Below are 20394 nucleotides of genomic sequence, written 5' to 3' on the forward strand. Positions count from 1 at the left end.
AGGGAGGCGCGTCCGTCGCGGGAGGCGGGGCCGACACCCGGCACCGTCAGGACGTATCGGCAGGAACCATTCCGAACCCGGTGAAACTCACGACCCAGTACACGACGTACAGGGCGAGCAGCGCGAAACCGTGCCGGCGCCTGAGCCGCCCGGTGGAGATGACATACGCCCCGAGCCCGTTCACCACGAGCAGCGCGGGCAGGTGCCAGCTCAGGACGCTACGGTCGATGACCACGCTGCCCGCCAGCAGCACGATGCCGAGCTTGCCCGTGACCGAGAAGACGACGCTGCCGATGACGTTGCCGACCCCGATCTCCGGTGCGCCCTTCCGAGCCGGTTCCACGGTCAGGAAGATGTCCTCGACCGTCAGCACCACCGTCACGATGGTCGCGCCGAACACGGTTCCCTGAAGCCCGTACGTCTGCAGGACGCCCTTGGTGCCGATGCCCGTGATCGCGGAGCCGGTGACCAGGCCGGCCAGGGCGAGCACCGCGAGGCCGAGCCCCGTCCAGCCGGACCGTTGGCGCACCTGGGCGAGCAACCCGCCACCCGGCGGTGCGCCCGCACGGGTCCGTTCCGCCGTGATCGCGCAGGCGTCCGCCTCCCGGCGGACCGGTGCGGCGTCCCCGGAGCCCCGGGCGAGGGTGTACGCCTCGTACAGTTCCGCGTCCCGGAACACCGGCGTGTCGTCCCGGGACTCCCGTACCGCCACATAGGCGAGGAACAGGGCGAACAGCCCCAGGAGCGCCACGCCGTCCAGAGCGGTGAGCGGGGCGGTCAGCGCGCACACGACCATCACGAGGGGCGCGCAGGCGAGGATGAGGACGTAGTCGCGCGGAATGGTGACGCGCGTGGGTGTGAGGATCGCCGCGAGGGCCAGCACCACTCCCGTCATGGACAGCGCGGTCCCGATCACCACACCCAGTGCCACCCCGCCGAGACCCTCGAGGTTGAGCGCGACGCCGAGAAAGATGTCGTCGAACTCGATGCCCGTGAAGACGACGGAGATCAGGAACAGGGAGATGTGGAAGCCGCTCGCGATCCCGACGAGCCGCCGGATCAGCTGCTCGGCGCTGAACACCAGCAGGGCCGCCCCGGCGACGAACAGCAGGATCGAGGCCACGGCGGACTCACACCGGACGGCCCGGATGCGGCCGGGGCGCAAGGACGTGCTCCCGCCGCCCGGCCGCCTCGTCGGCCGCTCGCACCGCCGCGGCCACGATCCCGTGGTCGGGGGACAGGTGGCACACCGGATCGGTGCGGGCGGCGTCGCCGGTGAGGAGGAACGCCTGGCAGCGGCACCCGCCGAAGTCGACCTCGCGGCGCGGACAGCTCCGGCAGGGCTCCGGCATCCAGTCCGTGCCGCGGAAGCTCTGGAACAGCGGTGAGCTCTCCCAGATCCATGCCAGGGCGTGCTCGCGCACATTTGCGCGGGGCAGCGGCAGCGCGTGTGCGGGCGGGCAGGGCAGCACATCCCCGTTCGGGACCACGGTGAGCTGCCGCCGGCCCCAGCCGCCCATGCAGGGCTTCGGGTACCGGCCGTGGTAGTCGGGGACGACGTAGATGATCTCCATCCGGTCCCTGAGGCGCATCCGTGCCGCCCGCACCACCGGCTCGGCGCGCTCCAGCTGTGCCGTGCTGGGCAGCAGCGCTTCCTTGTTGCGCCAGGCCCAGCCGTAGTACTGGGTGTTGGCCAGCTCGACGCGGTCGGCGGCCAGTTCCTCGGCGAGGGCGAGGATGCGGTCGACGCGGTCGATGTTGTGCCGGTGGAGCACCACGTTGACGGTGAGGGGCCAGCCCAGGTCCTTCACCAGCCGGGCCGCCGCCGTCTTGCGGGCGAAGGACGGCGTTCCGGCGATGCGGTCGGACAGCACCGGCTCGTCGGCCTGGAAGCTGATCTGCACATGGTCCAGGCCCGCGGCGCGCAGCTGCTCGGCTCGGCGGGGCGTCAGGCCGGCCGCACTGGTGATGAGGTTGGTGTACAGCCCGAGGTCACCGGCGTGCCGCACGATCTCGACGAGGTCGCGGCGCACCAGCGGCTCACCACCGGACAGGTGCAGCTGCAGCACCCCCAGCCCGGCGGCCTCGGTCACCACCCGCAGCCACTCCTCAGTTGCCAGCTCGTCACCGAAGTCGCCGAGGTTCAGCGGGTTGGAGCAGTACGGGCAGTGCAGCGGGCACGCGTAGGTGAGTTCGGCCAGCAGCCCGAGCGGTCTATCCATCGCCGACCTCCACGCATCGCCGGGCGGCGAGCCGGGCCAGGAACAGCCGGATCTCGTCGCCGGCCACATGGGCGTACCGCCCGCTGAGCTCGGCGACGATCTGGGTGACGGTCCGCTCGCCGTCGCACAGGTCCAGGATCGCCGCACCGGTGCCGTTCAGGACGGAGACCGCCTCCGGGGCGAGCAGCACATGCCGCCCGCGCGCCGGGTCGTAGGCCAGCCGGACGTGCGGCGCGAGGCGGGGACGGTCCGTGTCACCGACCGTCCGCCGAGGCCCGTTCGATGGCATCGAGCATGCTCCACAGGACGTCGCACTTGAAGGACAGGGCGGCCAGGGCACCCGCCCGCTCCGCGGGGCTCCCGCAGTACGCCGTCACCACCTCCAGGGCGTGCCCGGCGTCGCGGGGTGCCTGGGTCAGGCGGGACCGGAAGTAGGCGAGCCCCGCGCGGTCGATCCACGGATAGTGGCGTTCGAACGCGGCGAGCCGTTCGGCCATCAGGTCCGGCGCGAACAACTCGGTCAGCGAGGACGCCACCGCCTCGGTCCACGGCCGGGTACGGGCGAAGGCGACGTAGGCGTCGACGGCGAACCGCACCCCGGGGACGACGTGCCGCTCGTCCCCCATCTCCTCCCGGGTCAGCCCCAGCGCCTCGCCCAGGCGCAGCCAGGCCTCGATACCGCCCTGGCCGTCCGCGGTGCCGTCCTGGTCGACGATGCGCAGGATCCAGCGGCGGCGCACCTCGCGATGGGGGCAGTTGGCGAGGATCGCGGCGTCCTTGCGGGGCAGGTTCTCCTGGTAGTAGAAGCGGTTGGCCGCCCACGCCCGGAGCTGCCGGCGGGTCAGCGCCCCCTCGTTCATCGCCCGGTGGAAGGGATGCCGGTCGTGGTAGCGGCGGGACTGCGCGCGCAGCGCCGCCACGAATTCGTCGGTTTCCGTCGCCGTCGCCATGGCTCTCAGATCCACAGGTCCAGCCCGTCCACGGCGACCTCCATGCCGTGTCGCTCGACGGCGCGCCGCTCGGGCGAGTCCTCGAGCAGGACGGGGTTCGTGTTGTTCAGATGGGTGTAGATCGTGCGCTCGACGGGGAGCGGGGACAGATGCTGGAGGCTGCCGCCGGGGCCGGCGATGGGCAGGTGGCCCATCTGGCGCGCGGTCCGTCGCCCCCTGCCGAGCCGGATCACCTCGTCGTCGTCCCAGCAGGTGCCGTCGACCAGCAGGCAGGCGCAGTCCGCGAGCCGGTCGCGCACCTCCGGGGTGAGCTCCTGCACGCAGGGCAGGTACACCAGCACCCGGCCGCTGCGCTCGTCGGTCAGGCGGTAGCCGACGACCCGCCCCTGCCCGACTCCGTCGTCGGAGCCGAAGCGCGCCCGCTTCCTCGTGGGCACGTCGAACGCCTGGTACGACAGCCCGCCCGCGAGCCGCACGTCGGTCTCCGGCTCGACCGGGTGCCAGGTGACCGGGCAGTAGGCGAGGAGGGTGCGCAGCAGGGAGTTCCCGTCGTACAGCGTGTCGTGCACGGATTTGGTGGCGTGCAGTTCGATGCCGTCCGCCTCCCGGAGCAGCAGCAGACCGAGCGTGTGGTCGAGCTCGGCGTCGGTGAGCACGACCACCGGTGGGTTGGTGGTGCCCAGCGCGGGGAACGCCTCGATCTGCGCGCGGATGTCCGGAGAGGCGTTGAACAGGAACCAGCCCCGCCCGTCGGGGCTCACGGCGATCGACGACTGCGTGCGCGCACGGCACGGCCGGGAGCCGTCCCGTACGGCACGGCACGGCGGGCAGGCGCAGTTCCACTGCGGGAAGCCGCCCCCGGCCGCCGAACCCAGCACGCGCACCCACACGTCGATCCGCCGTCCTCCCGGTGCCCGGCACGTCGCGCCGCCGTCATCCCCCCTCGGGCTCCCACACGCCCATGTAGGCGGTCACCTCGGCGGACACGCTGATCTCCTCGAACACGGGGGTCTCCCACTCGTCCAGGCAGACCTGGACGATGACGATCTCCCGGTCCATGGCTGTCACCTCCTCCTGTGTCTCGCGCTTCCTTCAGGTCTTCGGTCGCAGGCGCAGGCGGCGCAGCGGGGCCGTCGCGCTACTGCGGAAGTGCGAAGGCGAACACCGCGTCGCCGTGGGATGCGCCGAGCATCGCGGGAACGATCCCCTCGATCCAGCTGCCCCAGCCGACCGGCACGGCGATGAACTGCCTCCCGTCGACGCTGTAGGTCGTCGGGCTGCTGTGGTGCCCGCTTCCCGTCTGGAACTCCCACAGCGGCTCCCCGGTGCGCGCGTGGAACGCGGTGAACTCCCCGGACGGCCTGCCGACGAACACCAGGTCTCCAGCCGTCGCCAGCGCCGACGCGCTCATCGGCGTCTCGTTGCGCCACCTCCACACCTCCTCGCCCGTGGCGGCAGAGATGGCCTTCACGAACCCCTGCATGTCCTCGGCGTCCACCGTGACGCTCGCGCCCCAGTAGGGGATGCTCTCCTTGAACTCCCTGTGGCGCAGGGTGACTTCGGAGCCGACGTCCTGGACCGGCACGTAGAACATCTCCGTGCGCGGGCTGTAGGCCGCGTGCGTCCACTCCTTGGCCCCGGCCGGACCCGGCCAGAAGTGGACCGGCTCGCCCTCCTTCTCCGGGGTCACCTTGGGTGTCACCCGGCCGTCGCCGCCGATCTCGCCCCAGGTGATGCGTTCGCCGAAGGGCGTGATCCGCACCCGCTCACCGTTCCTGCGGTCCAGCGTGAAGAGGTATCCGTTCTTGTCGAAGTGGGCCAGCAGTTTCTGCCCGTCCAGGTCGTGGAGGATGCACTCCATGTTGCTGTCGTAGTCCCACACGTCGTGCGGGGTGCACTGGTAGTGCCAGCGGATCTCGCCGTTGTCGGGATCCAGGGCGATGATGCTGTCGGTGTAGAGGTTGTCGCCCTCACGCGCGGCCCCGTCGAAGTCGGGCGCCGGATTGCCGGTCCCCCAGTAGACGAGGTTCAGCTCCGGGTCGTAGGTCCCGGTGACCCAGGCGTTGCCGCCGCCGCGCGCCCAGGCCGGGCCGTCCGGCCAGGTGTCCGATCCCGGCTCGCCGGGCTTGGGCACCGTGTACGTGCGCCAGGCACGCTCCCCGGTCTCCAGGTAGTAGGCGTCGAGGTGGCCGCGCACCCCGAACTCCCCGCCCGAGCTGCCCACGATGATCTTGTCCTTCACGACGAGGGGAGCGACCGTGGCGCTCTCGGCCGCCCGTACGTCACCGTTCGTCGTGTCCCAGACGAGCTCGCCCGAGACGGCGTCGAGGGCGATCACATGGGCGTTCAGCGTGGTGACGAAGACCTTGCCGTGCGCGACCGCGACCCCCCGGTTGACGTTGCCGCAGCAGAGGGAGACGTCGAAGGGGATCGCGTGCTTGTACTGCCACAGTTGCCGCCCCGTCCGGGCGTCGACGGCCCAGACCCAACCGTCCCAGCCGGAGAGGTACATGACCCCGTCCACGACGATCGGAGCGGCCTCGAAGGCGTAGGTCGACTGGCCCGCGTGGAAGCCGGACGAGCCGAACTGGAACACCCAGGCGGGAGTGAGGCGCTGGACGGTCTCGGTGTTGATCTGGTCCAGCGGACTGAACCGCTGCCCGTCGTAGGCACCGTAGTAGGTGAGCCAGTTCTGCGGCTCCGAGCGCGCCCGGAGAATACGTTCGTAGGTCACGTCCTGTGCCACGGGTGGCGCGGTGCCGACCATGGTGCTCAATGCGGCGAAATTGACGGCAGGCGGCGCGTCAATGTACTCCATGGGATCCTCCTTGCCGGCCCGGCGGTCACCGGGCGGCCCTTTCCCGGGCGGTTTCTACGGCCGTGGCTGCTCCGGGCGGTCGAGCCGGGCATCCTGCGGAACATCCCCCATCACGGCGATCACCCCGACGAGGCCGCGCCCCTCGTCGTTGCCGACGTTCGAACCGAACCAGTAATAACCCGGGCCGTCCAGGTTGAGCACGGTCTTCCCCCGTGAGTACACCGGAAGCCACATCCATTTGCTGTCGCCGTTGCTCGGCAGGAGCGCGCAGTGTGTGTTCGTGTCGTCGTTGAGGAGTTCGATCTCCAGGTCGCCCGCATGGGGCATGACGACGATGGAGGGCTCCCACATCAGCTCGTCGGGCGGAATCCGCACTTGGGCGTGCAGACGGCCGTCGGAACCCTCCTCGGCCCGCCCGAGGCCCCCGTGGGCGAGGAGCCGACCCAGCGTCGCCTTGTTCTGCCCGTACAGCTCGGGCAGTTCCTGCTCGGCTCCGGTCGTCATCGGCCCGACCTCCTGTTTGCGGCGGATTCAAATCTCATATTTCGGGTAGCCGTCGGCGCTTCACGCAAAACGCTGCGGGCCCATTTCGAGGAATTTCCCGAGATTATTGCGAATTCCCGCTCGAAGGCGCATAATACGCAACACGAATTCCCGGGTCGAGCGGCGCTGCTCGTGGTGGTCCGGAGCCGGCCCCCGGTAGTGGCGATCACGGACTTCCGGCGGTGGATCCCCCCTGGCCACGGGGCCCATATCCCTTGGGTGTCTCCTTTTGCGGCCATGTTTTCGATGTTGTGATTCGCGGCATAATGGGGCTACGGTGAAGGGCTGGAAGCATGCCCTCCGTGAGGGAAGTGATCGCGGTGTCCGTCGCCTGGGACGACATCGGCGGTCTCGTCGATGCCCATGAACGTTTCCTGGCCGGCGCACGAGTCGAAACAGACGTCCGGCTCTCGGTCCTCGACTCCTGGAAGCGGTGCAGGTCCGAAGGCGTGCAGCCGCACCGCCTCCTGGTGCCCTACGCCGCCGACCCGGCGCTGGACGACCGGTTGCTGCGCGCGGCAGATCCCGTGCTGAAGGGCCTGACCGCGTCACTGGCCCATGTGAGCATGGCGGTCGCGTTCTGCGACGCGCGGGCCCACATGGTCCAGCGGCACGGTGGTGACCGGCAGCTGCGCCGGCGTCTGGACTCGGTGAACTTCGCCCCCGGCTTCGACGCCTCGGAGCGGGCCGCGGGCACCAACGGCGTCGGTACGGCGCTGGCCGGACGCAGCCCGATCTACGTCGTCGGCCGCGAGCACTTCGCCGACTGCCTGCAGCCGTTCGCCTGTGCGGGCTCGCCCATCCGCGACCCGCTCAGCGGGCGGATCGAGGCCGTCCTCGACCTCACCTGCCTGCGCGAGGACGGCGACCCCGCCATGTTGCGGCTGGTGCGGCAGGCCGCCCGCGACATCGAGGGGCGGCTGCTGGAACAGGCCACGGAGCGGGAGCGGGCGCTTCTCTCCGCGTACCAGCGGGCCTTCCGGGACACGGGCGACGCACCCGCCTTGCCGCGGCAGCCCCAGCACATGGGCGACGCGCCCGGCTTCGACGGCGACACCCTCACCCGTATCGACCTGGCCGTGCTGCGGGAGAAGGCCGAGGAACTGATCGCCTCGTCCCAGCGCACCCTCGACGAAGTGGCCCTGTCCGGTGGGCGCGTCGCCACGTTGCTGCGCCGCCAGGTCAGGGGAGCGGCCGGTGAGACCGGTGTGGTCGTGGAGGCCCGTGTCGCCGGGGGCCCGCACCTGCGCCATGTCGAACTCGCCCCGCCGGCGCCGTCGCTCCCACCACCGCAACCGCTCGCGCCGCCGCAGACCGTCGCGTCCGCCCTGCTCACCCCGCAGGCACCGCCGATCACCGCACCGGCACCGCCCCGCGCCCCCGCCGGACCGGACGGAACCCCTCCGGTCGTCCTGCGCGCCGTGGCGCCGCCTCTGGCCACCGCGCCCACGCTGCCCGACGCCGCCCCCCAGCCCCGCACCCGGCCTGGGCCGACCGCGGACGACGGCGGTACCGGCGCCGAGGGCTGGCTGCTGCTCGTCGGTGAGCCCGGCGTCGGCCGCCTGGCGGTCCTGGCCCGCAAGCGCCTGGAGCTGCTGCACGACGCCAGCGTGCGCATCGGCACGACCCTGGACGTCACCCGCACCGCCGAGGAGCTGGCGGAGGTGACCGTTCCCCGGTTCGCCGACCTCGCCGTCGTCGACCTGCCCGACACCGTGCTGCTCGGCGAGGAGCCGGGCCCGCTCGGCGGTCACACCCCGCTGCGCCGGGTCGCTCTCGGCAGCGTGCGGGAGGAACTGCCCGTGTACGGCATCGGCGACCTCGTCCACTACGTGCCGTCCACCCCGCAGGTCCGCTGCCTGGAGACCGGGCAGTCCGTGCTCGAACCCGTCCTGTCCGAGGCCGAGGGGTGGATCGCCCAGGATCCGGCGCGGTTCGGACGTGCACTGACCGAGGGCATCCACTCCCTGATCACCGTGCCCCTGCGGGCCCGCGGCACGATCCTCGGCGTGGTGAGCTTCTACCGTTCCGAGAAGCCCACCCCCTTCGAGGACGACGACCTCTCCCTCGCCCAGGAACTGGCCGGCCGCGCGGCGATCTCCATCGACAACGCCCGCCGCTACACGCGCGAGCACAACACCGCCCTCGCCCTGCAGCGCAGCCTGCTGCCCCGGGGCCGGCCCGAGCAGAACGCCGTCGAGGTCGCCTACCGCTACCTGCCCGCGCAGGCCGGGGTCGGCGGCGACTGGTTCGACGTCATCCCGCTGTCCGGCGCCCGGGTGGCCCTGGTGGTCGGCGACGTCGTCGGGCACGGACTGCACGCCGCGGCCACCATGGGCCGGCTGCGCACCGCCGTGCACAACTTCTGCTCCCTGGACCTGCCGCCCGACGACCTCCTCACCCACCTCGACGACCTGGTCGGACGCCTGGACCGCGGCGAGGGCTGGGCCGTGGAGCCCACCTACCCGGACGCCGGGATCGTCGGAGCCACCTGTCTGTACGCCGTCTACGACCCGGTGTCCCGGCGGTGCACCTTCACCCGGGCCGGCCACCCGGTCCCCGCGGTCGTCGGCCCCGACGGCAGCGTGGACTTCGTCGACCTGCCGTCGGGCCCGCCGCTCGGGCTCGGCGGGACCCCGTTCGAGACGGTCGAGCTGGAGCTGGCCGAGGGCAGCCAACTGGTGCTCTACACCGACGGTCTGATCGAGGACCGGGTCCGGGACATCGACACCGGCCTGGACAAGCTCCGCAGCGTCCTGGCCTGCCCCGGCCGGGCGCCGGAGGACACCTGCGAGGCCGTCCTCGACGCCCTGCTCCCGTCCCGGCCGAGCGACGACGTGGCCCTGCTCGTGGCCCGGACGCACGCGCTCGGCCCGGAGCGGGTCGCCGAGTGGGAGTTCCCCAGTGATCCGGCGGTCGTCTCCCGCGCGCGTGAGGCGGTCACCGGCCAGATGTCCGCATGGGGCCTGGACGAACTCGGCTACACCGCCGAGCTGGTCGCCAGCGAGCTGGTCACCAACGCCATCCGGCACGCCACCGGCCCCGTCCAGCTGCGTCTCCTTCGGGACCGGGCGCTGATCTGCGAGGTCTCCGACGGCAGCAGCACCTCGCCCCGGCTGCGGCGTGCCCGCAACGAGGACGAGGGCGGGCGCGGACTGTTCCTCGTCGCGCAGCTGACCGAGCGCTGGGGAACCCGCTACACCGCCGACGGCAAGATCATCTGGACCGAACAGTCCCTGGAACGGCCCCTGTCCTGACCGCCCTTCGCGACCGCCGTCCACGGCGGCCCCGCTTCCGTTAGAGTCGCTGCCGGGCGTGCCCCCGCAACGGGCGGTCCTGGTGAAGGCGCAGGTCAGTCGGCGTTTGGGGGCAGTATGCGTTTGAGGATCGAGTTCACGACCGAGCCCTTCGACCTCGATGAGGCGCCCGCGCACGCGCTGGTGGCCCGCGATGTCATAGGGGCCGCCGATCTGGACGCCGTGGACGTCGGTCCGTTCGGCAACACCGCGGAGGGCCGCGCCGACGCCGTGCTCACCGCCGTCGACGCGCTGCTGCGCAAGACCCTCCAGGCCGGTGCCACCAGGATCTCGCTCCAGGTCAACGTGGTCGGGGAGGACAAGTGACCGGCACCGGGGACGAGCCGTTCATCACGGCCGTGAAACCGCTGGTCGACGCCATGGGGGGTGAGATGCTCCCCCCGGACCAGGCCGGCCCCGACGACGTGGTGCTCGTCTGGGAGGGCGCCGACGCCGTCGCCGTACGCCTGCCGCAGCTCGCCGACTCGCTGGATCACATCCTGGCCGCCATGGAGCGCAAGCGCGGCAAGCCCCTGTCCGAACTGGACCGCAAGGCCAAGCAGGAGGTCGTACGGACCCTGGAGGCGCGCGGCGCCTTCTCCGTGCGCCACGGAGTGGAGACCGTCGCCGGCGCGCTCGGCGTCAGCCGGTTCACCGTCTACAACTACCTCAACCGCGAGAAGGAGTCCTGACGGGCCCCCGTGCCCTGAGCGGCTCGGCCCTCGCGCCGGTGAGCGGCCCACCCCGGCTTGTCACCCAGAATTTTCAACAAACTGTTGACCGCATGTGGGCGAAGGGCGTTAGCTGTTCGCAGCCCGCTCAAGGACCAAGGCCACGGAGGCACCCGTGACGTCCACTCCCACGCCGCCAGGTCTCGCCCGCTTCAACGCCCTGGAAGAACCCGCGGCCCGCGCCGCTCTCCACGAGGTGTGCACGTCCACGGCCTGGGCCGCACGGCTGCTCGCCGGGCGCCCCTACGCCACCGCCGAGGACCTCTACGCCGCGAACGACGCCGCCATGGCGGAGCTGACCACCGCGGATCTCGAGGAGGCCATGGCCGGGCACCCGCCGATCGGCCGGCCCGAGCCGGGTGATCCCGCCTCGGCACGGGAGCAGCGGGGCATGGCCGGCGCCTCCGACGAACTCAAGGCGGAGATGCTCGAGCTGAACCTGGCGTACCAGGAGAAGTTCGGCCACGTCTTCCTCATCTGCGCGACCGGGAAGACCGGCGAGCAGATGAGGGACGCGGTCAAGGAGCGGATCGGCAACGCGCCGGAACAGGAACGGGAGATCGTCCGCACCGAGCTGGGCAGGATCAACCGCATCCGGCTGGCACGCATCGTCGAAGAGGGCGACAACACATGAGCAACCGCACCACCGCCTCCGTGTCCACGCACATCCTGGACACCAGCATCGGCCGCCCCGCGACGGGCGTCGCCGTCCGTCTCGCCGCCCGTGCCCGCCGTGACGCGGACTGGCAGGCGCTCGGCGGCTCCGCGACCGATGCGGACGGCCGGTGCAAGGACCTTCCGGCCCTGCCGGAGGGGACGACCCACGTACGGCTCGACTTCGCGGTCGAGGCGTACTTCGAGAGGTCCGACAAGAAGCAAGCCGATGCGCAGCAGGACGCCCCCGCGAATCGGGACAGCGGTGCGCGAGGAGCGTTCTTCCCGGAAGTGACGGTCACGTTCGCCGTCGCACCGGGCGAGCACTACCACGTACCGCTGCTGCTCACCCCGTTCGGCTACTCCGTTTACCGAGGGAGCTAGCACACATGGCAGCAGTCAATTCCCGCCCGGCCCGCCCCGTGCTGGGGCCGAACCAGTACGGCAAGGCCGAGAACCGTGTCGTCAGGATCACGCGGGACGGCGCCACCCACCACATCAAGGACCTCAACGTCTCGGTGTCGCTGAGCGGGGACATGGACGAGGTCCACTACTCGGGCTCCAACGCCAACGTGCTGCCGACCGACACCACCAAGAACACGGTGTACGCGTTCGCCAAGGAGCACGGCGTCGACTCCGCCGAGCAGTTCGGCATCCACCTCGCCCGCCACTTCGTGACCTCGCAGGAGCCGATCCACCGGGCCCGCATCCGCATCGAGGAGTACGCCTGGGACCGGATCGAGCACTCGGGAAAGGGCGCGCACTCGTTCGTCCGCACAGGCCAGGAGACCCGCCTGACGCAGATCACCTACGACGGGTCGTCCTGGGAGGTGGTCTCCGGCCTGAAGGACCTGACGGTGATGAACTCCACCGACTCCGAGTTCTGGGGCTACGTCAAGGACAAGTACACGACGCTGCCCGAGGCCCACGACCGCATCCTGGCCACCTCCGTCACCGGCCGCTGGCGCTTCAACTGGACGGATGACGCCCAGGAGACGCCGGACTGGGAGACGTCCTACCAGGAGACGAAGAAGCACCTGCTCCAGGCCTTCGCCGAGACCTACTCCCTCTCCCTGCAGCAGACGCTGTACGAGATGGGCGCCCGCATCATCGAGCATCGCGCCGAGATCGACGAGGTCCGCTTCTCGCTCCCCAACAAGCACCACTTCCTGGTGGACCTGGAGCCGTTCGGGCTGAAGAACGACAACGAGGTGTACTTCGCCGCCGACCGCCCCTACGGCCTGATCGAGGCCACCGTCCTGCGGGACGGGTGCGAGGCTCGGATTGCGGTGGACCTCACCAACCTGTGACGGAAGCGAGAACCACGAACCATGACAGCCCAGCGCATCGTCATCGAGAACTGCGCCCTCGCGACCGTCGACGCGCACGACACCGAGCACGCGAGCGGTCACGTCGTCATCGCGGGCAACCGCATCGAGTCGGTCGGCCCGGGCGCGGCCCCCGAGGGCCTCGAGAACGTCGTGCGCCGCATCGACGCGACGGGCCACCTCGTCACCCCGGGCCTGGTCAACACCCATCACCACTTCTACCAGTGGATCACCCGGGGCCTGGCCACCGACCACAACCTGTTCGACTGGCTCGTCGCCCTGTACCCGACGTGGGCCCGCATCGACGAGCCGATGGTGTACGCGGCGGCCCAGGGATCGCTCGCGATGATGGCCCGCGGCGGCGTCACCACCGCCATGGACCACCACTACGTCTTCCCGAGGGGCTCCGGCGACCTGTCCGGTGCGATCATCCGCGCGGCCCGCGAGATGGGAGTCCGCTTCACCCTCGCCCGAGGCTCGATGGACCGGGGCGAGTCGGACGGCGGCCTGCCGCCGGACTTCGCCGTCGAAACCCTGGAAGGCGCGCTGGCCGCCACGGAGGCGACCGTCGACGAGCACCACGACGCCTCCTTCGACGCCATGACGCAGGTGGCCGTGGCCCCCTGCTCCCCCTTCTCGGTGTCGACCGAACTCCTGCGGCAGGGAGCGGAGCTGGCGCGCAGAAAGGGCGTACGGCTGCACACCCACGGCTCGGAGACGGTGGAGGAGGAGAAGTTCTGCCACGAGCTGTTCGGCATGGGCCCGACCGACTACTTCGAGTCCACCGGCTGGCTCGGGGAGGACGTGTGGATGGCGCACTGCATCCACATGAACGACTCCGACATCGCCGCCTTCGCCCGTACGAGGACGGGGGTCGCCCACTGCCCGTCCTCCAACGCCCGCCTGGCGGCCGGCATCGCCCGCGTACCCGACATGCTCGCCGCGGGTGTCCCGGTCGGCCTCGGTGTGGACGGCACCGCCTCCAACGAGTCCGGCGAACTCCACACCGAACTGCGCAACGCGCTCCTCATCAACCGCCTGGGCGCCCACCGGGAAGCCGCCCTGAACGCCCGCCAGGCGCTGCGCCTCGGCACCCACGGCGGCGCCCAGGTGCTGGGCCGCGCACGGGAGATCGGCTCCCTGGAGCCGGGCAAGCTGGCCGACCTGGTGGTGTGGCGGATGGACACGCTCGCCCACTCCTCGATCGCCGATCCGGTGACGGCGCTGGTCTTCGGGGCGGCGGCACCGGTCACCGCCTCGTTCGTGAACGGCCGTCAGATCGTGGAGGACGGCAGGCTGCTGACCGTCGACGAGGACGCCGTCGCCCGCTCCACGCGGGACGAGGCCCGGCGCCTGGCGCGGATCGCCGAACAGGGCTGACCGGCCGTCGAGGACTCCGGCCGGGAGGGACGGCTCCCGGCCGGTGGCCGCGGACCCGAACGGGGTCCACGGCGACCGTCCCCGGGGCGCGCAGGGACGTGCGCGCCCCGGGGACGGCATGTCGGGCGCCTATGCGGGGCCGGGCCACCTCATGAGGTTGGCGAGCAGTTCGGCCTGCTCGATGGCGTCGTCCAGGGCATGGTGCGTGTGGCGGCGCTTCGACAGCAGGTGCCGAGGCATCGTGCCCTTCGCCACCGCCCGCAGCGGCAGCCCGGCCTTCGCCGCGTACAGCGTCTTCATGTCGAGGCAGCCCGAGTGCCCGAAGGGACTCCCGCCGGTGAAGCGGATCAGGTACCAGTACAGGAACGTCCAGTCGTACGACGCCGGATACCCGCACATCACCGGCTGCGCGCCCGCGCTCACCCGTCGCACCCAGTCGCAGAACTCGGCGAGCGCGACGGCCGGTTCGGCCCCCTCCGTCGTCAGCCTGTCCCGGTCGAGGCCGCTCACCGCCAGCGCCTCGGGCACGAACTCCTCACTGATCGGCCGCAGCTCCCGGTAGAACGTGTCCCGCTCCGGGTCGGAGGCCGTGAACCCGTCCGCGTCCTGCACGCCGGCGACCGCCGCGCCGAGGCTCAGCATCGAGTACGGGCCCGGGATGGGGCCGTCCGCCTCGATGTCGACGGAGATGCAGAGACTGGGCTTGATGCGTCGTGCGGCCATGGGCCCGCAGCATCCCAGGTCGCCGGACGCCTCGCATCCCTGTTCGGCCAGGACCCGGTGCTCACAGCCCGAACAACTCCGGCCTGCCCGCCAGCGCCCGGAAGCAGCTCTGCGGGTCGGCCACCAGCCTGCGCTCCCTGAGGTCCAGCAGACCGCCGACCGAGGCGATGTCGGCGGAGACCGTGCCGTCCGCCTTCCGGATCGTCTGCACCACCCGGAACGTCTTGCCCTCGCCCCACTCGAAGGCGCACGTCACGTCCACCTCCTCGCCCGCGCGCAGTTCCCGCTGATAGCGGATGGTCGTCTCCAGGACGACGGGACCGACCCCCTTGGACAGCAACTCGGACTGGCCCACCCCGGCCTCCTGGAGCACGCACCACCGGGCGTGTTCCGCGTACTGCAGGTAGACGCTCTGGTTGAGGTGCCCCAGGGCGTCGGTCTCATAGCCCCGGACGGTGACGCGGACGGAGAACGGTTCGGTGACGTGCTCGGCCACGGTGTTCCTCCACAGCGACGCAGGTGACGGCATCGGACGACATACAGATGTACGAATGTACGGCAGCGGTCGGCGCGCGATCGTCAACTCCCGCCCGGGCGCGGGACGGTGAGTGGAACAACTCATGACGCCTGCCGTGCACGGCCGCAGCCGCTGCCAAGGGCTCACGGCCGTCGCGCGCGTCAAGCACTCGCTCGAACCGCTGCGCAGGCGCGGCGACTTCCACCCGGAGAGCACTCGCACAGCGCTCATCGGTCTCGGCTGCCGCAGCGCGCAGTCCTACGGCGACGGCGCGGTCCGGCGTCCGTCACACGCGTCTCGGCGACGCCAGCACGTACCGTTCCCGCGTCCGCGGCTCGGTGTGCTCGCTCACCTGCCAGCCCGCCCGCTCCAGCGTGGCCGCGCAGGCGCGCAGTGCCGCGAGGTCCGGCTCGTGCACCGCGACCGCCTCCGGCTGCGGGGTCGCGCGCACCCGGTAGCCGCTGCCCCGGCCGCCGGTCGCGGGCCGGTGCCCGGCCGCCTCCAGGGCGAGCGCGGCGGCCCGCACCAGATGCTGCCGCTCCCAGCCGCACGGGCGGTCGGTGGCGCCACCCGGATTGGTCATCCGGCGCAGCTCCAGCAGCCCCTGCCAGGCGCTGTGCACCTCGCGCATCCGGGCGGGCCCCGCATCCGCGGTCTCCTCGCCGCCGACCCGCGCCGCGAACACGCCCGAGTCCGCCACGGCCGGGGCGCCCGGCGCCGGTTCCTCGGCGGGCGTCTCCCGTATGCGATGCCCCGCCGGGGTCAGGAAGTGGTCGTGCGGCGGACGCGGGTGCCGGAAGGCCAGCCCCCGCTTCACCAGCGCCGCCAGCTGAGCATCCGTCCCCCGCAGCCGCCCGGTCACGGGATCGGCGGCCTCGATCAGGCGCCGCTGCGCGGCGGTCGGCGGTCGGATCACATCCCCTCCCCTCAGAGTCTCAGTGCCCCTCGGACGGCCCCGCCTCCCCCGCCGAGAGGGACCCATGGGAACAGTACGCGTCGGGTCGGACATTCCAGCCGGCCACGACATGACGGCCGTGCTCCGTGCTCAGCCGGCTCACCGTCCCCGTCGAGAGCTGGAACAACGCCCCCGCCGAGGCCGACAGCCCGAGCCGCCGCGCGGCCAGCACCCGCAGGAAGTGCCCGTGCGAGACGACGACCACACTGCCCTCCGACTCCGCGAGCGCCGCGTCGATCCTGGCGAGCACTCGCTCCGCCCGCGTCCCGACCTCCTCCGGGCTCTCCCCGGGATGCTCGGGCGGCCCGGGCGCGACACCGTCCGTGAACAGGAACCACTCCGGCCGCGTCCGGTGGATCTCGACGGTCGTGACGCCCTCGTACCCGCCGTAGTCCCACTCCGAGAGGTCCGCGTCGACCCGCGCCCCGCCGATCCCGGCCAGCCGTGCCGTCTCCCGGGCGCGCCGCATCGGGCTGACGAACGCGGCGGCCACGTGATGCCGCGCGATCAGCGGAGCCAGTCGGCGCGCCTGCTCCCGGCCGCGCTCGGTCAGCGGGACATCGGTCCGCCCGGTGTGCCGGCCGGACAGGGACCACTCGGTCTCGCCGTGCCGCACGAGCAGGAGGTCACCCATCGCCGTCCCCTTTCCGTCCCTCGTACGGTGACACCTGCGGGCGGCGCCCGCACGACCGACCGCGTCGGCCGCCCTCACCCGACAACGGCCGGGGCCCGCAAACCGCACCAGCCCGCCGGTCACCCGGGCGGCCGTACGGCGCCACACCATCGGCCCATCCCGGCGGGCCGAACGGCCAGGAGCGCAGGAAGGCTCGCTGACGAAGTGACCCTCGGAAGGAGGACGCCCATGAGCGCCATCCGACGCTCCCGGTCCCCGTTGAAGCCCCTGTCCGGTCTCACGGCGCTGCTCACCACCGCAGCTCTCGCGGTCGTCCCGGCCCTGGCCGCCCCGGCCGCCGCCGCCACCCCCAAGGCGCCCTGCGGCGACCCGCGAGTGACCCTCGAACCCGGCGCCCAGGCGTTTCTCGACAAGCTGGCCGCGGCGGACGGCCCGCCGATCCAGAACCAGACGCCCACCGCCGCCCGCCAGTCGCTCCTGAAGCTCCAGGCCGCCTACCCGGTGTCCAAGCTGCCCGCCGACATCACCACCCGGACCATCACCGGCGGCCCCACCGGTTCCGTCTCCCTGCACATCGTGCGGCCGCACGGCATGACCGGCAGGCTGCCGGCCGTCATGTACTTCCACGGCGGTGGCTGGGTCCTCGGTGACTTCTCCACCCACGACCGGCTGGTACGGCAGATCGCCAACGGTGCCAAGGCCGCGGTGATCTTCGTCGACTACACCCGGTCACCGGAGGCCAGGTACTCCGTAGCCGACGAGCAGGCCTACGCCGCCACCCAGTGGGTCGCCCAGCACGGCAACGACATCAACGTCGACGGCTCCCGGCTAGCCGTGGCCGGCGACAGCGTCGGCGGAAACATGACCGCCGCCGTCACCCTGATGGCCAAGCAGCGCGGCGGTCCCAAGCTGGCCCAGCAGGTGCTGTTCTACCCGGTCACCAACGCCGACTTCACCACCGAGTCCTACCGGCGCTTCGCCACCGGGTGCTGGCTGACCGCCGCGGGCATGAAGTGGTTCTGGGACCAGTACGCACCGGACACCTCGGTCCGCAGCCGGTCCACCGCCTCCCCGCTGCGCGCCACCACCACCGAGCTGCGCGGCCTGCCCAAGGCGCTGGTCATCACCGACAGCGACGTACTGGCCGACGAGGGCCGCCAGTACGCCGCCAAGCTCAGCGCCGCCGGCGTCCCCGTCACCGCCACCCACTACCCGCGGATGATCCACGACTTCGTGATGCTCAACGGCCTCGCGAACACGCAGGCCGCCAAGTCGGCGGTCGCGCAGGCCACCACGGCCCTGCGTCAGGCCCTGGGCAGCTGAGGCAGCTGAGACGCCGAGGGACAGGGACCGATGCCCCGCGTCCGGTGAGGAACTGGACGCGGGGCGTGGGCTGTTCCCGTCCATGGACATTCACCGGGGAATTTCGGCAGGGATGACGGCCGCCATCCGCGAGCTGTACGACGGAGCCGCACGGGTGACGGCCGAGGACGGGTCCTTCACCGCGGTGCGGGCGCTGTTCGCGGAGGAGGACGGGCTGCGGACGCCGCAGACGGTGACCTCCCTCGCCCCGTTCAACGGCCCAAGGCAGGTCACCCTCCGTGGCTGACGATCGTCCGGCCCGAGAGCCGGAGCCCCCTGCCCGGACGGCCGGTCGCGCTACTGCCGGTAGCCGCTGAGGAACCGTCCGATCCTGCTGATCGCCGTGTCCAGGACGTCGGCGTGCGGCAGGGTCAGGATGCGGAAGTGGTCCGGGGCCGGCCAGTTGAAGCCCGTGCCCTGGACCACCTGGATCTTCTCGCGCAGCAGCAGGTCCAGGACGAACTTCTCGTCGTCGTGGATCCGGTGCACCTTGGGGTCGAGGCGCGGGAACGCGTACAGCGCGCCCTTGGGCTTCACGCACGTGACGCCGGGGATCTCGTTGAGCTTCTCCCAGGCGCGGTTCCGCTGTTCGTGCAGGCGGCCGCCCGGGGTGGTCAGCTCGTCGATGGACTGGCGGCCGCCGAGCGCGGCCTGGATGGCGTACTGGGCGGGCGCGTTGGCGCACAGGCGCATGGAGGCCAGCATCGTCAGGCCCTCCAGGTAGTCCTTCGCGTGCTGCTTGGGCCCCGTCACGACCAGCCAGCCGGAGCGGAAGCCCGCCACGCGGTACGTCTTCGACAGGCCGCAGAAGGTGAGGACCACCAGGTCGGGGGCGAGCGCGGCGGTCGAGTGGTGGACCGCGTCGTCGTAGAGGATCTGGTCGTAGATCTCGTCCGCGAAGACCATCAGGCCGTGGCGGCGGGCCAGGTCGAGGATGCCCTGCAGGATCTCCTTGGGGTAGACAGCGCCGGTCGGGTTGTTGGGGTTGATGATGACCACGGCCTTGGTGCGGTCCGTGATCTTCGACGCCATGTCGTCCAGGTCCGGGTACCAGTCGGACTGCTCGTCGCACAGGTAGTGGACCGCCTTGCCGCCCGCCAGCGTGGTCACGGCCGTCCAGAGCGGGAAGTCGGGGGCGGGGATGAGGATTTCGTCGCCGTCCTCCACCAGCGCCTGTACGGCCATCGAGACCAGCTCGGAGACGCCGTTGCCGAGGAAGACGTCGTCGACACCGACCTCCAGGCCCCGCTCCTGGTAGCGCTGCGCCACCGCGCGGCGCGCGGAGAGGATGCCGCGCGAGTCCGTGTAGCCGTGCGCCTGCGGCAGCATCCGGATCATGTCCTGGAGGATCTCCTCCGGCGCCTCGAAACCGAACAGCGCGGGGTTGCCGGTGTTCAGCCGCAGGACGCTGTGGCCCGCCTCCTCCAGCGCGTTGGCGTGCTCGATCACGGGGCCGCGGATCTCGTAACAGACCTCGCTGAGCTTGCTCGACTGCCGGAACTCCATGGCCGCTTCCCCTCCGGTGACTTGTGTTGCTTGGTTTTACCAAGTGGCAGCTTGGAAAGTCCAACAACACGTCTAGACTGCGTCGCATGTCACCTCGCCGAAGCTACGACCAGTACTGCTCCACGGCCCGCGCGCTCGACGTCGTCGGCGACCGCTGGACCCTCCTGATCGTCCGCGAGCTGCTCGCCGGTCCCCGCCGCTACACCGATCTGCACGCGGACCTGCCGGGCGTGAGCACGGACGTGCTGGCCTCCCGACTGAGGGACATGGAGCGCGACGGGCTGACCACGCGGCGCCGGCTGCCACCGCCCGGAGCCGCCTACGTGTACGAACTGACGCCTCGCGGACGGGGGTTGCTGCCCGTGCTCCAGGCGCTGGGTACCTGGGGCGGCCCCGCGCTGGGGGAGCGCCGGCCGACGGACGCGGTGCGCGCCCACTGGTACGCGCTGCCGCTGCTGCGCACGCTGGAGAACGAGAGCGTGGGGGAGGGGCTGATCGAAGTCCGGCTGGAGGAGGGTGAGTTCCACCTGCGGCTCGGGGCCGAGGACGGCCCGGTCTACGGCGAAGGGGCCGCCCCGGAGGAGCCCGATGCCCGGCTGGTCCTCGACGCGGAGACGTGCACCCTCCTGAGCCAGGGCTGCTTGACGCTCCACCAGGCGGTCGGTGAGGGGCGCGCGGAGGTGTCGGGGGACGGCACCCTCGCCAAGGCGCTGCGCGGGGACTGACGGTGGCGCGGCGGGGCTGACAGGACTGGGGCCCGCCGCGCTGAGGGATT

Annotated in this window: 23 protein-coding genes; 10 read left to right on the top strand and 13 right to left on the bottom strand. The window is 71.5% G+C overall.

Annotation, left to right across the window (positions count from 1 at the left end; genetic code table 11):
• Nucleotides 1-46: 46 nt before the first annotated feature.
• The 8 genes from ACFYZE_RS32925 to ACFYZE_RS32960 form a co-directional block, all read right to left on the bottom strand.
• On the bottom strand, nucleotides 47-1123 hold the full coding sequence (locus ACFYZE_RS32925) for a sodium:calcium antiporter (RefSeq protein WP_389002298.1): 1077 nt from the start codon (nucleotides 1121-1123) through the stop codon (nucleotides 47-49).
• A 7-nt stretch (nucleotides 1124-1130) separates the two neighbouring features.
• Nucleotides 1131-2222: a pyrroloquinoline quinone biosynthesis protein PqqE gene (pqqE, locus tag ACFYZE_RS32930; protein WP_389002301.1), complete on the bottom strand. Its 1092-nt coding sequence runs from the start codon at nucleotides 2220-2222 to the stop codon at nucleotides 1131-1133.
• Nucleotides 2215-2511 (bottom strand): pyrroloquinoline quinone biosynthesis peptide chaperone PqqD, encoded by a 297-nt coding sequence (gene pqqD, locus ACFYZE_RS32935; RefSeq protein WP_389002304.1) that lies wholly within the window; start codon nucleotides 2509-2511, stop codon nucleotides 2215-2217. The genes pqqE and pqqD overlap by 8 nt, the downstream gene beginning before the upstream one ends.
• On the bottom strand, nucleotides 2477-3172 hold the full coding sequence (pqqC, locus tag ACFYZE_RS32940; protein WP_389002307.1) for a pyrroloquinoline-quinone synthase PqqC: 696 nt from the start codon (nucleotides 3170-3172) through the stop codon (nucleotides 2477-2479). The genes pqqD and pqqC overlap by 35 nt, the downstream gene beginning before the upstream one ends.
• A 5-nt stretch (nucleotides 3173-3177) precedes the next feature.
• Nucleotides 3178-4062 carry a pyrroloquinoline quinone biosynthesis protein PqqB gene (pqqB, locus tag ACFYZE_RS32945; RefSeq protein WP_389002310.1) on the bottom strand — a complete coding sequence of 295 codons (885 nt, stop codon included), beginning with the start codon at nucleotides 4060-4062 and terminating at the stop codon, nucleotides 3178-3180.
• Between the two features lie 43 nt (nucleotides 4063-4105).
• Nucleotides 4106-4231 (bottom strand): pyrroloquinoline quinone precursor peptide PqqA, encoded by a 126-nt coding sequence (pqqA, locus tag ACFYZE_RS32950; protein WP_389002313.1) that lies wholly within the window; start codon nucleotides 4229-4231, stop codon nucleotides 4106-4108.
• A 79-nt stretch (nucleotides 4232-4310) separates the two neighbouring features.
• Nucleotides 4311-5990 carry a PQQ-dependent dehydrogenase, methanol/ethanol family gene (locus ACFYZE_RS32955; protein ID WP_389002316.1) on the bottom strand — a complete coding sequence of 560 codons (1680 nt, stop codon included), beginning with the start codon at nucleotides 5988-5990 and terminating at the stop codon, nucleotides 4311-4313.
• A gap of 54 nt (nucleotides 5991-6044) precedes the next feature.
• Nucleotides 6045-6494 (bottom strand): MSMEG_3727 family PQQ-associated protein, encoded by a 450-nt coding sequence (locus ACFYZE_RS32960; protein WP_389002319.1) that lies wholly within the window; start codon nucleotides 6492-6494, stop codon nucleotides 6045-6047.
• Nucleotides 6495-6826: 332 nt separating this feature from the next.
• Between ACFYZE_RS32960 and ACFYZE_RS32965 the strand changes: the two genes are divergently transcribed.
• The 7 genes from ACFYZE_RS32965 (at nucleotide 6827) to ACFYZE_RS32995 (ending at nucleotide 13922) form a co-directional block, all read left to right on the top strand.
• Nucleotides 6827-9790 (top strand): SpoIIE family protein phosphatase, encoded by a 2964-nt coding sequence (locus tag ACFYZE_RS32965; RefSeq protein WP_389002322.1) that lies wholly within the window; start codon nucleotides 6827-6829, stop codon nucleotides 9788-9790.
• A gap of 117 nt (nucleotides 9791-9907) precedes the next feature.
• The gene (locus ACFYZE_RS32970) at nucleotides 9908-10156 is read left to right on the top strand and encodes a hypothetical protein (protein WP_389002325.1); all 249 of its coding nucleotides are present in this window, start codon (nucleotides 9908-9910) and stop codon (nucleotides 10154-10156) included.
• Nucleotides 10153-10521 (top strand): helix-turn-helix domain-containing protein, encoded by a 369-nt coding sequence (locus ACFYZE_RS32975; RefSeq protein WP_389002328.1) that lies wholly within the window; start codon nucleotides 10153-10155, stop codon nucleotides 10519-10521. Before ACFYZE_RS32970 ends, ACFYZE_RS32975 begins: the two co-directional genes overlap by 4 nt.
• Nucleotides 10522-10675: 154 nt before the next feature.
• Nucleotides 10676-11194, top strand: coding sequence for a 2-oxo-4-hydroxy-4-carboxy-5-ureidoimidazoline decarboxylase (gene uraD, locus ACFYZE_RS32980; protein ID WP_389002331.1), 519 nt, complete (start codon nucleotides 10676-10678; stop codon nucleotides 11192-11194).
• Nucleotides 11191-11598, top strand: a complete 408-nt coding sequence (uraH, locus tag ACFYZE_RS32985; RefSeq protein ID WP_389002334.1) for a hydroxyisourate hydrolase — start codon at nucleotides 11191-11193, stop codon at nucleotides 11596-11598. The genes uraD and uraH overlap by 4 nt, the downstream gene beginning before the upstream one ends.
• 5 nt (nucleotides 11599-11603) lie before the next feature.
• A complete protein-coding gene (pucL, locus tag ACFYZE_RS32990) occupies nucleotides 11604-12524 on the top strand; it encodes a factor-independent urate hydroxylase (protein WP_389002337.1) in 921 nt (306 codons plus the stop codon).
• A 21-nt stretch (nucleotides 12525-12545) separates the two neighbouring features.
• Nucleotides 12546-13922, top strand: coding sequence for an 8-oxoguanine deaminase (locus ACFYZE_RS32995; protein ID WP_389002340.1), 1377 nt, complete (start codon nucleotides 12546-12548; stop codon nucleotides 13920-13922).
• A 129-nt stretch (nucleotides 13923-14051) separates the two neighbouring features.
• Here the strand turns inward: ACFYZE_RS32995 and ACFYZE_RS33000 are convergent, their stop codons facing one another.
• The 4 genes from ACFYZE_RS33000 to ACFYZE_RS33015 form a co-directional block, all read right to left on the bottom strand.
• A complete protein-coding gene (locus tag ACFYZE_RS33000; RefSeq protein ID WP_389002343.1) occupies nucleotides 14052-14645 on the bottom strand; it encodes an exonuclease in 594 nt (197 codons plus the stop codon).
• 61 nt (nucleotides 14646-14706) lie between these two features.
• On the bottom strand, nucleotides 14707-15141 hold the full coding sequence (locus ACFYZE_RS33005; RefSeq protein ID WP_389002346.1) for an acyl-CoA thioesterase: 435 nt from the start codon (nucleotides 15139-15141) through the stop codon (nucleotides 14707-14709).
• Nucleotides 15142-15448: 307 nt separating this feature from the next.
• Nucleotides 15449-16078 (bottom strand): hypothetical protein, encoded by a 630-nt coding sequence (locus tag ACFYZE_RS33010; protein WP_389002349.1) that lies wholly within the window; start codon nucleotides 16076-16078, stop codon nucleotides 15449-15451.
• Between the two features lie 19 nt (nucleotides 16079-16097).
• Nucleotides 16098-16751 (bottom strand): histidine phosphatase family protein, encoded by a 654-nt coding sequence (locus ACFYZE_RS33015; protein WP_389002352.1) that lies wholly within the window; start codon nucleotides 16749-16751, stop codon nucleotides 16098-16100.
• 228 nt (nucleotides 16752-16979) lie between these two features.
• On the opposite strand from ACFYZE_RS33015, the gene ACFYZE_RS33020 reads away from it, so the two are divergent.
• Together ACFYZE_RS33020 and ACFYZE_RS33025 are read left to right on the top strand one after the other, a co-directional pair.
• Nucleotides 16980-18074, top strand: a complete 1095-nt coding sequence (locus ACFYZE_RS33020) for an alpha/beta hydrolase (RefSeq protein WP_389002355.1) — start codon at nucleotides 16980-16982, stop codon at nucleotides 18072-18074.
• 112 nt (nucleotides 18075-18186) lie between these two features.
• Entirely contained in the window at nucleotides 18187-18360 is a 174-nt protein-coding gene (locus ACFYZE_RS33025) for a hypothetical protein (protein WP_389002358.1), read from the top strand.
• Between the two features lie 50 nt (nucleotides 18361-18410).
• On the opposite strand, the gene ACFYZE_RS33030 is transcribed toward ACFYZE_RS33025, so the two are convergent.
• The gene (locus tag ACFYZE_RS33030) at nucleotides 18411-19619 is read right to left on the bottom strand and encodes a pyridoxal phosphate-dependent aminotransferase (protein WP_389002361.1); all 1209 of its coding nucleotides are present in this window, start codon (nucleotides 19617-19619) and stop codon (nucleotides 18411-18413) included.
• Between the two features lie 86 nt (nucleotides 19620-19705).
• Here ACFYZE_RS33030 and ACFYZE_RS33035 point away from each other — a divergent pair, with 86 nt between their 5' ends.
• A complete protein-coding gene (locus tag ACFYZE_RS33035; protein WP_389002364.1) occupies nucleotides 19706-20344 on the top strand; it encodes a winged helix-turn-helix transcriptional regulator in 639 nt (212 codons plus the stop codon).
• The last annotated feature ends 50 nt before the right edge of the window (nucleotides 20345-20394 follow it).

This window comes from Streptomyces sp. NPDC001796, assembly GCF_042892355.1.
Taxonomy (GTDB): domain Bacteria; phylum Actinomycetota; class Actinomycetes; order Streptomycetales; family Streptomycetaceae; genus Streptomyces.